General features: G+C 52.1%; 17 protein-coding genes. 4 read left to right on the top strand and 13 right to left on the bottom strand.

Going from position 1 to position 17,221, the window contains the following annotated elements:
- Position 1 precedes the first annotated feature (1 nt).
- Entirely contained in the window at positions 2 to 1,216 is a 1,215-nt protein-coding gene (locus AC3CB2_RS07510) for a glycosyltransferase (RefSeq protein ID WP_352929564.1), read from the bottom strand.
- A 183-nt stretch (positions 1,217 to 1,399) separates the two neighbouring features.
- A complete protein-coding gene (locus tag AC3CB2_RS07505; protein WP_014286048.1) occupies positions 1,400 to 1,957 on the bottom strand; it encodes a polysaccharide biosynthesis/export family protein in 558 nt (185 codons plus the stop codon).
- A 221-nt stretch (positions 1,958 to 2,178) separates the two neighbouring features.
- Between AC3CB2_RS07505 and AC3CB2_RS07500 the strand changes: the two genes are divergently transcribed.
- Entirely contained in the window at positions 2,179 to 4,536 is a 2,358-nt protein-coding gene (locus AC3CB2_RS07500; protein ID WP_352929567.1) for a GumC family protein, read from the top strand.
- A gap of 35 nt (positions 4,537 to 4,571) precedes the next feature.
- Here the strand turns inward: AC3CB2_RS07500 and AC3CB2_RS07495 are convergent, their stop codons facing one another.
- The gene (locus AC3CB2_RS07495) at positions 4,572 to 5,789 is read right to left on the bottom strand and encodes a GNAT family N-acetyltransferase (RefSeq protein WP_352929570.1); all 1,218 of its coding nucleotides are present in this window, start codon (positions 5,787 to 5,789) and stop codon (positions 4,572 to 4,574) included.
- Between the two features lie 238 nt (positions 5,790 to 6,027).
- On the opposite strand from AC3CB2_RS07495, the gene AC3CB2_RS07490 reads away from it, so the two are divergent.
- A complete protein-coding gene (locus tag AC3CB2_RS07490; protein WP_352929573.1) occupies positions 6,028 to 7,020 on the top strand; it encodes a polysaccharide deacetylase family protein in 993 nt (330 codons plus the stop codon).
- A 15-nt stretch (positions 7,021 to 7,035) separates the two neighbouring features.
- On the opposite strand, the gene AC3CB2_RS07485 is transcribed toward AC3CB2_RS07490, so the two are convergent.
- On the bottom strand, positions 7,036 to 7,239 hold the full coding sequence (locus AC3CB2_RS07485; protein WP_008546191.1) for a DUF2842 domain-containing protein: 204 nt from the start codon (positions 7,237 to 7,239) through the stop codon (positions 7,036 to 7,038).
- Between the two features lie 290 nt (positions 7,240 to 7,529).
- On the opposite strand from AC3CB2_RS07485, the gene AC3CB2_RS07480 reads away from it, so the two are divergent.
- On the top strand, positions 7,530 to 8,615 hold the full coding sequence (locus tag AC3CB2_RS07480) for a COX15/CtaA family protein (RefSeq protein ID WP_352929577.1): 1,086 nt from the start codon (positions 7,530 to 7,532) through the stop codon (positions 8,613 to 8,615).
- Between the two features lie 134 nt (positions 8,616 to 8,749).
- Here the strand turns inward: AC3CB2_RS07480 and AC3CB2_RS07475 are convergent, their stop codons facing one another.
- From AC3CB2_RS07475 to AC3CB2_RS07460, 4 genes are all read right to left on the bottom strand, one after another.
- Positions 8,750 to 10,033, bottom strand: a complete 1,284-nt coding sequence (locus tag AC3CB2_RS07475; protein ID WP_352929579.1) for an O-acetylhomoserine aminocarboxypropyltransferase — start codon at positions 10,031 to 10,033, stop codon at positions 8,750 to 8,752.
- Positions 10,034 to 10,353: 320 nt separating this feature from the next.
- Entirely contained in the window at positions 10,354 to 10,794 is a 441-nt protein-coding gene (locus tag AC3CB2_RS07470; protein WP_014286040.1) for a CoA-binding protein, read from the bottom strand.
- 7 nt (positions 10,795 to 10,801) lie between these two features.
- Positions 10,802 to 11,257, bottom strand: coding sequence for a DUF3052 family protein (locus AC3CB2_RS07465; protein ID WP_352929583.1), 456 nt, complete (start codon positions 11,255 to 11,257; stop codon positions 10,802 to 10,804).
- A 23-nt stretch (positions 11,258 to 11,280) separates the two neighbouring features.
- Positions 11,281 to 12,111, bottom strand: a complete 831-nt coding sequence (locus AC3CB2_RS07460) for an enoyl-CoA hydratase (protein WP_008546960.1) — start codon at positions 12,109 to 12,111, stop codon at positions 11,281 to 11,283.
- A 187-nt stretch (positions 12,112 to 12,298) separates the two neighbouring features.
- On the opposite strand from AC3CB2_RS07460, the gene AC3CB2_RS07455 reads away from it, so the two are divergent.
- Positions 12,299 to 12,757: a PaaI family thioesterase gene (locus tag AC3CB2_RS07455; protein ID WP_352929586.1), complete on the top strand. Its 459-nt coding sequence runs from the start codon at positions 12,299 to 12,301 to the stop codon at positions 12,755 to 12,757.
- A gap of 23 nt (positions 12,758 to 12,780) precedes the next feature.
- On the opposite strand, the gene AC3CB2_RS07450 is transcribed toward AC3CB2_RS07455, so the two are convergent.
- The 5 genes from AC3CB2_RS07450 to AC3CB2_RS07430 all read right to left on the bottom strand — a co-directional run bounded on the left by AC3CB2_RS07450 (position 12,781) and on the right by AC3CB2_RS07430 (position 17,141).
- Positions 12,781 to 13,476 carry a DJ-1/PfpI family protein gene (locus AC3CB2_RS07450; protein ID WP_352929589.1) on the bottom strand — a complete coding sequence of 232 codons (696 nt, stop codon included), beginning with the start codon at positions 13,474 to 13,476 and terminating at the stop codon, positions 12,781 to 12,783.
- 92 nt (positions 13,477 to 13,568) lie between these two features.
- The gene (locus AC3CB2_RS07445) at positions 13,569 to 14,591 is read right to left on the bottom strand and encodes a GlxA family transcriptional regulator (RefSeq protein WP_352929591.1); all 1,023 of its coding nucleotides are present in this window, start codon (positions 14,589 to 14,591) and stop codon (positions 13,569 to 13,571) included.
- Between the two features lie 71 nt (positions 14,592 to 14,662).
- Positions 14,663 to 14,977, bottom strand: a complete 315-nt coding sequence (locus AC3CB2_RS07440) for a hypothetical protein (protein WP_352929594.1) — start codon at positions 14,975 to 14,977, stop codon at positions 14,663 to 14,665.
- A gap of 50 nt (positions 14,978 to 15,027) precedes the next feature.
- The gene (locus tag AC3CB2_RS07435; protein ID WP_352929597.1) at positions 15,028 to 15,900 is read right to left on the bottom strand and encodes a leucine-rich repeat domain-containing protein; all 873 of its coding nucleotides are present in this window, start codon (positions 15,898 to 15,900) and stop codon (positions 15,028 to 15,030) included.
- 17 nt (positions 15,901 to 15,917) lie between these two features.
- Positions 15,918 to 17,141 (bottom strand): hypothetical protein, encoded by a 1,224-nt coding sequence (locus AC3CB2_RS07430; RefSeq protein WP_352929600.1) that lies wholly within the window; start codon positions 17,139 to 17,141, stop codon positions 15,918 to 15,920.
- Positions 17,142 to 17,221 lie beyond the last annotated feature (80 nt).

Genomic DNA, 17,221 nt, shown 5'->3' with positions numbered 1-17,221 from the left:
CCTAAGTGAGTTTTTCTGGTGAGTGCAGCGCGGACTGTTGAGACTGCTGTGAAGCGTCTGCCAGTTCGTTCTTCGCACTTTGAACGGGTTGATAAAGTTGGGTTATGCTCTGCGCCATTTGCGACAGAGTGAAATTGGATTTGAGATGGTCCTGCAGTTGCAGGCTCAACTCGATCTGTTCATCCGTATGCGACAACGCCCAGCTGACAGCGTTTGTCAGGGCTTGCTGGTCGTCTGGTTGAACGAGTGTCTTCTTGTGCTGCGCATAGATTTCAGGAATGCCGCCAACACGGGTTGTGATCAGTGGCTTTTGAGCGGCAAGCAGCTCCAGCACAATGTAGGGAAGGGCCTCTGCTCTGGACGGAATGACAGCCGTTTTTCCCAAGGGGAGAGCCTGATCGAGTTTCTGGAAGCCATGAAACGTGATGTAGGCCTGGAGGTTCCTGTCGCTGACCATTTGCTCAAAGAGCGCACGATCCGGTCCGTTGCCGACAATGGCCAGGGTTGGCCTAGAGTTGGTGTTGCGATGCAGGTCATCAATGGCGTTGATGAGCAGATCTACTCCTTTGAGTAGGCGCAGCTCGCCGACAAACAGAAGATCAGCAGCGTCCTCATCAACTGGGCTTTGCCCGAACTCAGTTTCTCTCAGGCCGTTATGAACGATCTTGCTGTCTGGGCGTTCGCCCTTCATGCCGATCTTTTGTTGATAAGCGGCTTTCTCAAACGCACTGGTAAACACAAGTGAGTCTGTGAGCGGTCTCAAGAGCTTCTCAAGCGTGATGTAGACCTTGCCTGAGGTGCTGGAAAAGTCGTAGTGCAGACTTCCGCCGTGAGGACTGTAAACACGTCTGGTTGGGAGACCGCGTAGTTTAAGCGCCGTGCCGATTGTGCGTGCCCATACTCCACCCTTGGCACCATGGCCGTGCAGGACATCTGGCTTTAAAGGAGCAAGATGTTTGAGCAGTTTGAAGAAGCTGAACAGGTCTTTGGGAGCGAGCGCCCGCGCCATTGGGACGGTGATTAAACCCAGAGAAAGTCTGGGTTTGAGTGTTTCCAACTGTGCCAATGAAGAGGGTGGAATACCGTTAGAGGCGCAGACGATGCCGAGCTCGTGACCCATCTCAATCTGCTCTTCGACCAGATCCATAAGATGGCGAAACGCGCCGCCCAAAGGCGCACGTATGCAATGAACGATTTTCAGCTTGTCCGTAGACATCCGCAGCAAACTCCCCACCGCGCATGCATGGTCTGATGCTCCCCAGCACAGACCGCCGCGCAACTGAGTTTATTGCTAGCTTAAAATACTGTTTGACCTGTTAATCGACAGGGTTAATTAACTCTTAACCTGCGGTTTTAGCTTAACAAGACGCAAAGGCATGTAGAGTGCATGCTCTTAATTTTAAAAGAGCCGCTCGTGCACATACAGCGTGTCCCCCGGACGGACTGGAGCTGTGATTGGAACAACGCCGTTGGTCACTTCAGCACCCAGTTGGCGGGTCAGATCTACATCCTGCTGGCGTGCGCGTGCTGTGAAGCCACCGGCTGTTGCGATGGCGTTCTGCACTGTCATGCCTGGAAGATAGGCGTACTGGCCTGCGTTTCTGACTTCGCCCATAACGAAAATTGGACGATAGACGGCGACTTCTACAGAGACATCCGGATCGCGGATGAAGCCGTTCTTCAGACGTGCGCGGATCATGCTTGCCAGTTGCTTGGGTGTTTTGCCGTTTGCGTTGACTTGCCCGATGAGTGGAAAGGCGAGGCTGCCACCCTGATCAATCTTATAGGTGTTGGACAGATCAGCCTGTCCAAAAACAATGATGCGGACTTCGTCACTCGCGGCAAGCGTGTAAGGCTGGACCAGTTCCTCATGGAAAGCAGGTTCTGGCTTTTTATAAGATGAACAACTCGTTAACAGAGTTAAGCCAGCAATAACTGCTAGTAGGCGCGGGCGCATTACGAAATCCTTTAAATTCATTGGGAGTATATTTCGGCGCTCAAGGTTAACAGAATATAAATATTGTAATTATCCTCCAATTAATTTTGTAAGAATTGTTGGGCTCTTTGTCATTTCTTTCCAGCATTTGATTAAGGTGCTTAATAACTTGGTTACCCTGTCTATGCATTCTTGTGCGCAGAAAATTGTTTCGGGCTTTGTATTGAGTGGGGAAGTGGGCTGTGCCGCAAGAAGATGTCTTTCTTGATATGGGCGTGCTGTTCAAAAAAGTGCTGAAGGGACTCCTTTGGGTGATCCCGTTTGCAGCGCTGGTCGCTTTTGGCACCTTCTATCTGGCCAGCAAGCAGACCGCGAAATACACCAGTGAATCCAAAGTCCTTATCGATACTGCGAAGATTGTGCTGCCGGGGCAGATCCGGAACAGTGAGCAGGAACGCTCCCTCTTAGATAAAGAAGGTATCGCCAGCCAGGTTCAGTTGCTGCAATCGCGCGATCTGGCGCGCCATGTTGTTCAGAAGCTTGATCTTGAAAACAACAGTGTGTTTGCTTCCAAGAGTGAGCCGGGTCTTGTTGATCGGCTGATGACCTCCGTCGGGTTTGAGCCAACTTCCAATCAGGTGAGTAAAGCTGAGCGTCTTCTGAACAAGTTCACCAGCAATCTGGATGTTTATCAGGTGGACGGCTCCCGCGTGATTGCGGTTCGCTTTACCAGCAAGGACCCGGAGCTGGCTGCGCGTGTTGCGAACACCGTGGTCAATGAGTACCGCACACTGCAGGATAACGCGAAGCGGGCAGTGACCAACAATACAGCGGATGCGCTTGCTCCTCAGGTTGCTCGTCTTGAGAATGAGGTTGAGGCTGCGCAGCAGAAAGTTGCTGAGTTTCGCTCTGGTGCTGATTTGTTGTTGGGGTCTGAAAACAGAACACTCAATCAGCAGCAGTTGTCAGAGCTGAACTCTCAGGTCTCCGCTGCCATCGTGGCAAAGTCTCAGGCTGAAGCGCAGGCTAAGCAGATCCGGTCTTTGTTGGAGAATGGTGGATCCTTGGAAACTGCAACGCAGGTTCTGAACTCGTCGCTTATTCAGCGTTTGCGGGAGCGTCAGCTGGCGTTGGAGAACCGTATTGCTGAGCTTTCCACCACTTTGCTGCCGAACCACCCGCAGATCAAAGCTCTGCGCTCTCAGCTGCGTGGGTATGATCGCCAGATCCGCGCTGAAGCTGAGAAGATTGTTATTGGTCTTGAGAATGACGCCAAGATCGCTCAGGACCGTTATGTTGCCTTGAACGCGCAAGTGAATGAGTTGAAGAAAGAAGCGGCTCGTTCTGGCGCTGATCAGGTGCGTTTGCAGGAACTAGAACGTGAAGCGCGCTCTAAAGAAGAGCAGCTGAACCAGTTGCTGGTGAGCCTTCGGGAAGCGGAGGTTCTGCAAGGTGTTGGTGTTCTGAATGCTGACTCTCGAGTGATTTCCCGTGCGTCTGTGCCTAGCGAACCATCAGGTCGTAAACCATCTGCACTCGCTGCTATTGCTGGCTTCGCTGCGTTCTTCCTAGGATGTCTGTGGAGCATTGTCCGAGCGTTGATCTCTGGTGAAGTGCTGCGCCGTGAGTCTTTTGCGACACCAGCAGCGCCTGCGGCCAATCCGAAAGAGTCTATCGGGACAGCGACATCAAATGCGTTGGAAAGCGTGGTTGATGCAACAACCCGCAGCCATGCAGTTGCTGCCCCTCCTGTTGAGCTGAAGCCATCTTTTGAAGAAGAGGAAGACAAGTCAACTCCTGAGGAGGAAGAGATTGCTGAAGACGAGCTGACAGAAGAGCAGGCTGAGCTTCATGATGACGTGGAAGACGAAACCGTTGTCGATGAAACTGAAGAGTTTGATGAAGAGCAGGACGAAGAAGAGCACGAAGTTGACGTTCCATCCCTCGCTTTGAAAGAAGTGAAGGCAGACAATGCGAACCAGCTGGAAAAGGTGAGCCGGGTTGTTGTGCTTAGCGTTGAGGATGAAAGCCTTTCTTCTCGTGTAGCTCTGAGCTGCACTCGCAAAATTGCTGCTCGTGGCATCATGCCAGTGGTTGTTGAAGTGCGCTCCGAGGGTGGTGAAGGTGCTCAGTCTATCCTAAAGGAAACACCACTTGAGGAAGTTGGTGATGTTCCGCAGTCAGAAGATGGATCAGAGCCGCTCAAGCCGGGCTTTTCTGAGTTGTTGGAAGGGGAAGCTGCCTTCACGAATGTGATCCACCGCGATCCGGTTTCCCGTGCACACGTGATACAATCTGGTGTCATGCCTATTCGGGATGAGGTGGTCTATGGTGGCCGTTATAACCTCATCATGGAAGCGCTTGATCTGACTTATGATGTGATTGTCGCTGATCTTGGCCTTATTGAGCCAAGCCTAATTTGCGCGCAGATGCTCTCTGAAGCAGATCGTGTGATTATTGCGACAGATGGTTCTCCTGCAGGGCCAGAACTGGAAAAAGCGCTCTCTATCCTGGAAAAGCACACCAAGGCACCTGTAGAGGTGGAGCGTGTGGTCAGCAATGAAGCTGCGGCGTGGTTGCAGGTTGATATGGCGGCGTAAGGGCTGCCATTTAACAGCTTATTCTCAAAAGAATTTTAGTGCTGTAGGCGGGCGAACATTCCGCGGATGCGGCGGTATAGCTGCCAGAAGCTCTGGTTGTTTCTGAGCTTGCGTTTTGAGCTGAGTTTAGCGCTTTCTAGAGCTGCTGCGAGCTTGCCTTTTAAGGTAAGGGGCTCAATCCAGTCTTTGAGATACTCTGGTTCAGCCCAGGCCAGTTTGAAGCGTTCTTCTCCTAAGCCGAAATCAAAGACTTTCAGGCCTTCCTCGCACATGTCCTCAATCACGTGTTGCATAAGCAGCTCGCCCGGGCTGTAACGCATCAGGTCTCCGCTGATGATGGATGTGCAATAACAGTAGATGCGGTTTCCGGATTTGAGGCTGAGGCAGGTGCTGATGATCTCATCATCAAGTTTCAGGCTATAGATCAGCGGAGTTGTTGGGCTGTCCTCTTTTGCCAAATCAGCGAAGGCCTCTCTTGCGAAGCTTTGGTAGTTGGGTAATGCAAAAGCTGTCGGAATGCCGGTTTCGGCTTGCCGCACTTCGCGTTGTTTGATCATCGCGTCCACAGTGGCTGACGCACCTTCGCGGGTTACTTCGTTTGTGAAGGTGAGTGCGCCGAGAGACTGTAGCTTGTTCAGTTTGCTGCGGTGCTTCTTGCGGGCGGCTTTGGAGCGTTTTGCTTTGATGAATTCTTCTGCCGGACCTGTCAGCTCAAACGGATAGATTGCGTTGGTGCTGGTGGTGTCGTCCATGCGCACCAGAGGATTGTCGGCGGCTTCCACCTTAAAGCTCATGTTGCCCAGGTGAATAAGATCAACTCCCCATGCCTTCAGTGCAGCAAACAGGCGAGGGCGGAGGAAATGCGCTTGTGGTGCGGCCAACAACTCCTTTGACCAATACCCTGTGTTCTGGTTGAAAATCTCCTCGCCAAGCCATCTTGTCGTTTTCGCCAGATGACACTGATGAAGGGCGAGGGGGAGCAGAACGTGGAGTTTCTCGTTGATGTATCCAGCAACAATTAGCGCTGTGGCTTTTTCGGAAGCAGCCACGTGTTGCGCCCAGCTTTTGCACCATTCATAGGCGTGATACGCACTTCCTTGGGCCTCTGCTTCCAGTGCCAGCCAGTCTGCTCGCAATTGTTGCAAATCATTGCCGGTGTAAATCTGAAAGGTAAGTTGGTCCAAATCCAGCGTGGTCTTGCGATCTGCGCATGATGTGCTCTCGCTTTTTTCGGTGGATTGAGGAAGTACCATTGAGAATGCCCTAAATAAAATACAAGGAATTATTAGTTCCAAGCTCTTAATGAATCTCAAACCTAACTATGTAGAGCAACCCAAATTGAAATTAATCGTAAATAATTCCCAGTTACAATTTGATACAATTTCGGTTGGGAACTAGGGGGTCTCCGTGCGGAAATCCTTCAAACATTTATTTATTAGTTGCGCGAGTTATCTTTTTAGCAGTCGTGGTCCCGCTCGTTTTTTTAAAGGGGTGACCGCTGGCGATGGTGTTATTTTTACGCTGCACCGCGTGCTGCCCGCATCGGATCGTGCTTTTCAGCCCAATAAACTCTTGGAGGTCACGCCGGAGTTTCTTCGAGATACCGTCAAACAGGTGCGGGCTTCTGGATACGAGTTTGTATCATTGGATGTTGCGCTTGAGCGGCTTCGGGCAAGTGAGAAGTCTGCCTCCAGGTTTGCTGTTCTGACGTTTGATGATGGCTACAAAGACAATCGTGATGTGGCTTACCCCATCCTGAAGGAGCTGAACGTCCCTTTCACGATCTTCATCAGTAGCGAATACAGCAACCATAACTCTGAGCTCTGGTGGATTATTCTGGAGCAACTCATTGCCGAGAATACGAGTGTTTCTCTGCGATTTGGTGAGCGGCAGTTTACCTATGATTGTTCGTCGCTTGAGCTTAAGGAAGCTGCCTTTGAAGCTTCACGCTGCATGCTGATCAGCGAAGTACCTGAGACCGCTCAAAGAGACGTTGTTCGGGAAGCTGCAGAGCGATACGGCCATGACTGGCGAGCGCTGTGTCAGGAGCTTATTCTTTCCTTTGAGGAGCTGAAAGAGCTTGCTCAGGACCCTCTGGTGAGCCTGGGTGCTCATACGGATACCCATCCGATGTTGGCGCGGCTTTCTACTGAGGAAGAGATCCGGCAGCATATACAGGCCGGGCAGGAGGAAATGCTTGCGCGGCTTGGCAAGAGGCCGACCATGTTGGCTTACCCTTACGGGTTTGCAGAGGCGGTTGACCGGCGGTGTGAAGCTGTGGCGGAGGAACTTGGGTTTGCGGCGGCTGTTACAACGCAGCCTGGAACGCTCTCTGCGAAGAATCTGGAGCGGCCCTATCATTTACCGCGGGTCTCTCTGAATGGACTGCATCAAAACCAGAGGATGGTTGATGTGTACCTGACCGGGGCAGCCTTTGCGGCTTATCACGCGGTGAAACGTGCCCGGTCCTTATTGCAGAGGTAACGAGCGCTAGAAAACCTAGCGCTTCTTATAGGTCCAGCTGATGATCATGCCTGCCGGGATAACCCAGATCAGACCAGCGATTGCGAAGAAGATCAGCTTAAGGGACCAGTGTTTGTCTGCCATTGTCAGATCGCCAATCACCATGGCGACGAAGACATAGACGACCACAAACGTGACCAGAAAAATCATACCGATGAAGCGGCGCACTGGCGAAGCCATATAGTTCTCCTTGAAAGCCTCATTGCATTGGGCTCTTCTTTTCCGCGCAAGCCATAGTTCAAAATGCATATATTTTTCAAGAGGATCTTGCAGACAATTTGCAGGTCTTGCTGATCTGATCCTGCTGGAGCGCCTCTAAGTCTATGACAGCGCTGCGCTATTGAGTGGCCTGCTTTCGCCTGCAAATTCTAGGTAATTTGTCTAGACTGCTGTGAGGATCTGCGTATTTTTCCTGATTTGGCTGCGGATCTGACATATATAGGGGCAAACAAGCTCTTCGAATAGGTGTCATGTCTACTCCGTTCTACACTTCAGATCTTTCCGCTCAAGACCTATCCAACCGCAGGCAAATTCGTGTGTGGTTGCTGTTCATCTGCTTTTTGATTTTGGCCATGGTTGTTGTTGGTGGGGCGACCCGTCTGACGGATTCCGGCCTTTCCATCACTGAATGGAAACCAATTCACGGTGCTATTCCGCCGCTGAATGCAGCTGAGTGGGAGGAGGAGTTTGAGAAGTACAAGCAGATCCCTCAGTACAAGGTTCTCAATGAGGGGATGACGCTTGATGAGTTCAAGGGCATCTTCTGGTGGGAGTGGGGGCATCGCCTGCTAGGCCGCGTGATCGGTCTGTTCTTCTTCATCCCATTGGTTTGGTTCTGGGCACGCGGACAGGTCAGTTCCTGGTTGAAGCCACGGCTTGTGATCGCGTTTCTGCTGGGTGGTCTGCAAGGTGCGATTGGCTGGTGGATGGTGGCTTCAGGGCTGGTGAACCGGGTTGATGTGAGCCAGTACCGTCTTGCCGTGCATTTGAGTGTGGCGTGTATTCTGTTCGCCTATCTCTATTACCTTGCTGGCGTTCTCAAGCGACGTCCTGAGTTGAAGCGTGATGGCTGGGATGTGTTTGGTGATGGGCTGATGGGGGCGTATGGTTTGGTTGCTCTGGTGCTTTTCCAGCTGTTCCTTGGGGCGTTGGTTGCTGGCCTGAATGCGGGTCTGACCTTCAACACATGGCCGCTGATGGATGGGCAGATTATCCCATCTGGTCTGTTCATCATGTCTCCTTGGTGGATCAACTTCTTTGAGAATGTGATGATGGTGCAGTTCCAGCATCGCATGATTGCCTACGTGTTGGTTGTGGCTGTTTTCCTGCAGAGCTTTTATCTGATGCGCTGGAACCGGGATGCTGCGTTGAAGCAGAATGCCAGCTGGTTGATGGTTGCGATTGTCATTCAGGTTTTCCTTGGCGTTGTGACTTTGCTCGGCATGGTTCCAATGGATCGCGCATTGGCACATCAGGCGATGGCGCTGATTGTTCTTGCGTTGGCTGTTGAGCAGGTTTGCCTGCTGCGTCGGGAAAAGGAAGCTGCGCTCAGATAGTGATTCCGATTTCTGGAATAAGTGATTGATGTGGAATCGAAAAAGGCGCCTCTTAGGGCGCCTTTCTTGTTTTTTGAGCTAAAGCTTGGAGATTGATTCATTTTTCAATCTCAAGTATTTGATTTATTTGAGAATTATGCGTTCTCAAGTGCCTGTTTCAGGTCTGCGATGATGTCTGCAGCATCTTCAATGCCGATGGAGACGCGCACCACGTCCGGACCAGCCCCTGCTGCTGTTTTCTGTTCGTCAGAAAGCTGGCGGTGGGTGGTTGAAGCCGGGTGGATGACGAGTGAGCGGGTGTCGCCGATGTTGGCAAGGTGAGAGAACAGTTCCAGATCTTTCACCAGCTCTACGCCTGCTTCATATCCGCCTTTTAGGCCGAAGGTGAAGACAGCGCCTGCGCCCTTTGGGCAGTACTTCTGATGTGCCTGATAGAACGGATCGTTTGCGAGGCCAGCGTAGGATACCCAGCTGACGGCTGGATGGCCTTGCAGGAACTCGGCGACCTTCAGCGCGTTGTCAGAGTGCTTTTGCATACGCAGGGCCAGCGTTTCGATGCCGGTGATCAGCATGAAGGCGTTCTGCGGTGAGATTGCCGGGCCAAGATCGCGCAGGCCGAGGACGCGGCAGCAGATTGCGAAGGCGATGCTTCCGAAGGTCTCAAAGAGGCGCATGTCGTTGTATTCAGGGCGCGGCTCGGTCAGCATTGGGTACTTGCCGGAGGCTGCCCAGTCGAATGTGCCTGCATCAACAATCGCACCGCCCATGGAGTTGCCGTGGCCGCCCATGAACTTGGTCAGGGAGTGGAGGACGATGTCTGCACCGTGCTTGATTGGCTGGCAGAGGTATGGTGTTGCCATGGTGTTGTCGACGATCAGCGGGACGCCAGCTTCTTTGGCAACGGCTGAGATGCCCTCAATGTCCATGACCACACCACCTGGATTGGCAACACTTTCAATGAACACGGCACGGGTGTTTTCGTCGATCTGATCCGCAAAGCTCTGTCCATCCAGACCTTCCGCCCACTTCACGTCCCAGCCGAAGCTCTTGAAGGAATGGTTGAGCTGGTTGATGGTGCCACCATACATGCGCTTGGAGGCAACGATGTTGCAGCCCGGTGTCATGAGCGCGTGGAAGGTGAGGAGCTGTGCAGCATGACCGGATGCCACTGCCAGAGCTGCTGTGCCGCCTTCCAGGGTTGCGACGCGCTCTTCAAGCACTGCTGTGGTTGGGTTGGTGATGCGGGTGTAGATGTTGCCAAACGCCTGAAGACCGAACAGGGAAGCTGCGTGGTCTACATCATCAAACACAAATGAGGTGGTTTGGTAGATTGGTGTTGCGCGTGCGCCTGTGGTTGGGTCTGGTTTCGCGCCTGCGTGAATTGCAAGGGTATCAAAGCCTGGGGTGTTCTCGCTCATGAGGCAGTCCTTTCAATGCGCTTGCAGGATGGAGCGGTGCTGCGCAAGGTGCATGGCATGCAAACCCTTGGAACAGGCGCGTCATTCTCTGCTGAAATTTATATAATTTCCCGCTAGGAACTATGAGGGGGCAACCGCAGGTTGGCAAGCGCAGAAGGGAAAGATGAGCGCGCTTCACTCTTGCAGAAAGCTCAAGCAATATGACGGCTATCTGATGCTTGAAATTCTGTTTGCTTTAGTGGTGAGGGATTGGAAAATCATTCTAAGAAGTGAAATGCGCTCTCAGGTGTAAGGCTCCGAGAGCGCATAAAAATGCGTGTTTAGCTGGCTGCAACAGATGCTAGGCGCGGGATTTCGATCTTTGGGCATCGGTCCATAACCACTTTGATTCCCTTTTCTTCTGCCCGTGCAGCTGCGTCGTCGTTTCTCACACCCAGCTGAAGCCAGATGGCTTTGGGAGGTGTTGGCAGTGCGATGGCCTCATCGATGACACCGCCAGCAGCTTCTGAGTTACGGAAGACATCAATCATGTCGACCGCTTCAGGCAGATCACTCAGGGATGCGTAGACTTTTGCGCCTGCGATTTCGGTGCCAGCCTGTCCTGGATTGATTGGATAGACGGTGTAGCCTTGCTCCAGCAGGTAGCCCAGCACGCGGAAGCTGGCACGCTCCGGCTTGTTGCTGGCGCCGACCAACGCGATTGTCTTGGTGCTTTCCAGAATGTTCTGAATGTAATCGTCGGAATAGTGATCGTGGTTCATATTCTTATCAACTCTCTGCAATTTCTCTGGCTGCCTGCTGCCTTTGCCGATGCGCGGCACGCAGCTCCTTGCGAATGACAAGTTTAAGACCGGACCAGACTGCATCAACGGCGCAGACCTTGATGTCGACCAGTCCCATAGGCAGGCAAATTTCTCTTACTGTATCTTCAGTCACCTCAGAGGGGACTTTGGATGCTTTCTTGGGCCATGACACCCAGATCATGCCGTCTGCATCCAGTTTCATGCGCAGCTTACCCAGCAGATCTGCCAGTTCGCTTTGACCTGTTACAAAGATATGGGCAGTGCTTACGCCGGTTTCCAGAGTGGGTAGGAGGACCAGATCGTCAACTCCTGCGGTAATTTCATCGGAAACGCTCTGCGGCATGTTGTGCCACCAACAGTGCATGCCGGGTTTCAGACCTAGTTTTTGAGCTAGCGATCTTTTTGAATACCCGGCTGCCATGCTTGTCGCTCCTTGTTAGCTGATCAGCTGTCTTTCCATTCTGGAGTACGCTTTTGCAGGAATGCGCTGATGCCTTCTTCTGCGTCATTGGCCAGCATATTTTCTGCCATGACCTTGGAGGTGTAAGCGTACGCTTCTGCCAATGGCATATCTGCCTGCTTGTAGAAGGCTTCCTTGCCGGTTTTGACTGTCAGGGCAGATTTAGAGCCGATGACTTCAGCATATTTCTGCACCACAACTTCCAGATAATCTGCCTGTACCACGCGGTTGATCAGACCGTACTCTTTTGCGGTGGAGGCATCGATGCTTTCACCGGTCAGCAACATTTCCATAGCCTGTTTGCGGCCTATGTTGCGGGTGAGGGCAACCATTGGGGTGGAGCAGAAGAGACCGATGTTGACGCCAGGCGTGCAGAAGGTTGCTGTGTCGAGTGCCAGAGCAAGGTCGCAAGAGGCGACGAGCTGGCAGCCTGCTGCCGTAGCGACACCCGTAACAACTGCGATGACTGGTTTTGGCAGGTTCACAATCTTTTGCATCAGTTCAGCGCATTGATCGAATGTCTGCTGGTAGAAGGCTTTGCCACCGTCGGCTTCCGCGCGAGCTGCGGTCAGTTCTTTCAAGTCATGGCCTGCGCAGAACACCTTGCCTTCTGCACCGAGCAGGACAACGCGAACTTCCGGGTTGGCTGCGGCTTCATCCAAGGCGGCGCAAAGCTCTTTCATCATGGCCATGGACAATGCGTTCATACGCTCCGGGCGCTGCATGACGATACGCTGAACACCATTGTGCAGCAGTTTGCCGAGCATTGGACGCTCTGCTTCGCTCTGATCTTTTGCGGTGTCTGCGTCAGACATGGTGGATCTCCATCGTGCTTAAAATAGTCGTTGAGATGCCTTTAGCAGGCTATCTGGCCTTGATTAAGTGTTAAATCACAGAGTGAACAAAACTTGAGCCTAGCGCAACGGTTTAGAACTTTTGTTCAGCTGGTAAATCGCAGTCTCATATATCAGTATGTCGGCTTGCATGAGGAGGAGGGACTTCATGACCAGTGAGGTGGCGGCGCCTGCTGTTAAGTTTAGTCCGGCAGAATTGACGGAATTTCTGGACAAGGCATTCCCGCAGATGCATGCGCTGGGGCGCGCATATTTCATCGACGAGATTCTACCGGGAAAAGCCATTGTCAGGTTGAAGGCAGGGGATGTTCATCTGCGTCCGGGTGGGACTGTTTCTGGCCCATCCTTGATGGCGCTGGTGGATTATGCTGCCTATGTGGTTCTGCTTGGGAATTTGGGGCTACATGCGCTTGCGGTGACCACCAACATCAATATCAACTTCCTGCGCAAAGCTGAGGCGGGCGATATGATCGCCACATGCCGTATTCTGAAAGGTGGCAAGCGCCTTGTGGTAATGGATTGCGAAATCATCCGCGAAGGCAGCGATGACCTGATTGCACACGCCACCGCAACCTATTCCATTCCACCGGCCTCATTTAAGGGGTAAGGGACACACTGTGTTGAGCGAGTTTACGCTGTTAGCGTTCTTGCGATACTTCGCTCCTCGGCGTACTGCATCAGATCCGGTGCGATAGAAGTGATCTCGTGTCTGGCTATTTTTACAGCTTCTGCGCTGGCGGTCTCTGGTGAACCGGAGTTGAAAGGTGGTTCGGGGTGGTACTCAAACATCAACTGCAGAAGCTGTGCTTCTTCAGGCCCGAACAGTTCTGCTGTGAGAGACAGGGCGAAGTCTATTCCCGCGGTCACGCCTCCACCAGTGATACGATTTCGGTCAACTGAAACGCGTTTGTTGACGACTGTAACATCCGCCAGTTTTTCCAGGGTTTCCCGATAAGCCCAATGGGTTGCTGCTTCGTATCCATCCAGTAAGCCGGCTTCTGCCAGTATCAGAGCTCCTGAGCAGACAGATGTGACATATTGTGCGTTTTCGCCGGCTTGGCGCAGGTGCTCCAGAACGCGCGGATTTTGCATCTGCTCAAGTGGGTTTCCAGCACCGGGAACAAGTAGAATATCGATTTCCGGACGGTCCTCAAAACTATAATCAGGCACCAGCTGAATCCCAGCGTCGCAGGGCAGAGGGGCGCTGCTTTCAGCAAACGTAAAGGTCTCTAAACCTCTTACAAACGCCAGGAATTGAAGGGGCCCGTAGGCATCCAGCATGGTCATGCCGGGATAAAGGAAGAGACCTGTTTTTAGCTTTTTCATGAGGGTTCCTCTCTGTTTGTTTAGTGATCAGGGCGCAAAGATCCATTCCCGGAGAAGCTCCGGGTTGCACCAATGCCTTCGTTGTTGGTGTTTTAGAGTTGGCTGCTACAGAATCTGTTGCGGTAATCCTGCGGGCTGATGCCTAAGTTGCGTATGAAGCTGCGGCGCATTTTCTCGCCATTCTCAAAGCCACATCGCCTGACAACCTCATTTATTGATGTTCGTGGGTTCTCGATGTATTGGCGCGCCGTGTTCAGGCGGATCTCCTCAACATACTTTGCTGGCGAGGTGCCGACATGTTTCTTGAAAAAGCGGGCGAACGTTCTGGGTGCCATGTTCAAGAATTCTGCCATGCGATCGACTGAGAGGCTTTGTTGCAGATTGGCTAGAATCCACTCCTGAAGTGCGATCATGCGTGCATCATCGCTTTTCTGGTAGGACAAGACAGAGCTGAACTGAGATTGCCCGCCCGGGCGTTTTAAGAACATGACAGAATACTGCGCAATTTTGAGTGCAGTCTCCCGCCCGAGGTCTTCCTCAGTCAGTGCGAGCGCAAGGTCGATTCCTGCGGTCATGCCAGCGGAGCTGTAGAGCTTACCGTCCTTCTTGTAGATCGCATCGGGTTGCACCTTTATCTTCGGGTAGCGCTCCTGAAGCTGTTCGGCCCAATTCCAGTGTGTGGTTGCGGCTCTTTCATCAAGTAATCCTGCCTGAGCCAAAGCAAAGGTTCCGGTGCAGATTGATGCAACACGTCGGGCTCTTTGAGCCGCCTTCCTGATGCAGTCAATAAACGGCTGATTTTCGATGACTGATGACTTGTGCGCACCGCCAGCTATCAGAAGCGTATCGATTGCTCTGTTCTCAAACTCACTGAATGCCTTACTCATCATCTGAATGTTTGTGGGCCAGGTGGTTACAAGGCCTCCATGCAGTGAAACGACTTCAACTTGGTAGGTGGAAGGCTGCTCGTTTTTCATAAGTGAGGCAGACGCAAAGATATCTAGTGGTCCTGCAATATCTGTAGCAATGGCTCCGTCGAAGACCACCATAAGAACGAGCTTTGGTGTGTTGTGCGTTCCTGAGTCATGAGAGGTGGCAGTCGGTGTCTTTTGCATGACACTGACTATAAACGAGGTTCGTGCTGGCACAATGACAACGACCCCTCGTTTTCTGCCAGTTCGTTTCGTTAGTTGCTCTTGGCCTTTTGCAGGATCTTAGATGTCTGCTGCTTGATCTCCAGCCGTGTTGTTGGGCAGCCGTCCTGGATTTTGCGCCACATGGGGTTGTTGAGGGCCATTTGGCATTGGGCGAGGTAGGATGTGCCATCGACGTAAAGGCAGGAGAAGTCGCCGAGTTCTATGCGTTTGCCGCGGTTGGTGCAGTAGCAATCCGGTTGTTTGAACAGGCTGCGAGGCCGTTTACGGAATTTGCTTTCCTGCGCTTGTGCGTTCCAGATGCCAACCAGCAGAACTGACAGGATGATGATGAGATAGCGGTGCATTCCCTATGATAAGATAGGTGAGAGGCATCGCTACCTTTGTTTTTAAGGGGCTAAAGATAGATCAGTGTGCCTTGAGCACGTAGATCACGGAACCAGTCTGGCTCTTCTGTCAGGCGTGTCCAGCGTAGATCCAGTTTGCGCAAGTTTGTCAGGTTCTTCATTGAATTGGGCAGTTCTTCAAGTGGGTTTGCGCGCAGATCTAGCTGGTAGAGGTTTGTGAGGCCTCCGATGTCTTCTGGCAACCGGTTGATCTGATTGTTACGCAAATCCAGAATTTCCAGCTGCTTCAGCTCACTTATGTTGGGCGGCAGTTTGGTGAGTGCGTTGTTGCGCAGGTAGGCCTCTCGTAAACCTGAGAGCTTGCTGAATGTCTGCGGAAGCTCCTTCAAGCCGTTGCCATAGAGACGGAGCTCCCAGAGGCTCTTTAACTGACCAATGCTTTCAGGAAGCTGTCGGATGTTGTTGTCTGTACACCCAAAATACTCCAGTGCTGTCAGTTCTCCGATGCTGTTTGGTAGCTCTGTCATGACAGTGTTGCTGGCGTAAAGCACACGCAGTTGCTTCAGAGCGCCGATGTTGGACGGCAAGCATTCCAGTGGTTGGTGACTGAGGTCTAGAATCTGGAGTTGGCTCAACTGAGTGAGTGTGTCAGGTAATCGGTGGAGTTTGCAGCCGTAGATATAGAGTTCTCTGAGGTTGGTTAGGCGTAAGATCTCGTCGGGGACTTCTGAGATGGCATTCTCGCCGAGATAAAGGCTTTCCAGCACCTCGTGTGTAAAGACTTCGCTGGGAACTGCGGTTAGCCCGCACTTCGTCAGGGCCAAATCTGTGAGATTGCCGCTTTTAGCAACTGCGCAAGGGATGCCATCTTTCCGGTGTCGGATGGTATCTAACGGCAGAAAATCGAGTTTGTCTTTTATCATCACGTTACCGGTCTTCTTTAGAGGAGGAACTGTTGTTGTAGTTCCTGAAGGCGATTATCTGAAATGGAATGTTTGAGTGCGTTGAGCAGGGATTGAGGCAACTCGTGAGAGGGCTGCCGCAGCTCCTCAAATGTTGTCATGAGCTGATCTAATGATGTTCCTTGCTGTTGAAGCTCCTCATCAACCACTTGCCAGAACGCTGCTCCTTTGACGGAAAACAGTGGGTAGTAGCTTGGATCGTTGTCGCCTGTGACTTTCTGATGTGCTTCATACAGGCCTGTTGCAGCATGCGGAAAACGCTCTTTGAAAACCTGCCATTGATCCATAGGGCTTTCAGAGTGGATGCCAGCCACTTTGAGCGACTTATAGCCGTAGTACTGAGCAAGGCTCTCTGAGATCCAGAGCGGATTTGGTGTAGTTGCCAGCAGGTGGAACAGTTCATGGACGGAAACCCAATGAAGCTTGGTGATGTCCTCTGCAGATGCAGTTCCCTCGCTTGTGGCGAAGTTGGCCAGAAATGCCTGTTTGCCGGCTGCACCAGCGATGTGTCCCAGCTTCTTGTCTATGGCGACCCACACCAGATCAATGTTCTGCTCCGGTGTAGTCGGAGCGGCAAGGATGCTTTTTAGATACTCAAACTGTTTTTGAAGGGCAGGGAGGTTGTCGGCTTTTAGAGCTTCTGTCGGATCGTCTTTGTAGAGCGTCAGGGTGGTTTGGTTGGTTCTTAGAGTCATTGCAGCATCACCCCAAGAGAGGATGAGGGGTGGTTCATTCTCTGTTGGCAGAGCTGCGCATTTAAGTGTGGTGTCACCCCCTTGGACTTTGCCGCACACTTTGACTGTTGAAGCGGTTTTGAGATGAGGAATGTCATCCCATTCCGTGATGCTCCACCATCCGTGAGGGGAATAGAGGTTTTGCTGGTTTGCTACGGCCAGTGGGGTCTCTCGCGGATTTTGAAAGGTGACGTTCCATTGCAGCTTTCTGCATGCAAGGGCTCGCTCGTACGGCTCAAGGACTTCAACTCCATCGCACATGAGTTGCAGCGCGTTGGTGTCGCTTGGTTGAGACTGCGTGCGCGGTGCTTGCAGTGTGATCTCTTGCTCCGCTGGGAGCGTGATTGTTGCCGTTGCGACTTCAGGGTGGGTCTTATCTGCTTCGATAATGATCTGAAGTGGAGGTGTTTGGGCAAAGGCAGAAGTGGCGCTTAAGGCCGCCATGAAGGAAAATAGAGAGAGGCGCATATTCAGGAAAACACTTGTTTGAAAAAACAATCTTGGATTGAGTAATCGATTCGATGATTACCGCATGGAAATGTGTTCTT

The organism is Pseudovibrio sp. SCP20, assembly GCF_057774105.1.
This window is presented reverse-complemented; position numbering and strand designations above follow the sequence as displayed.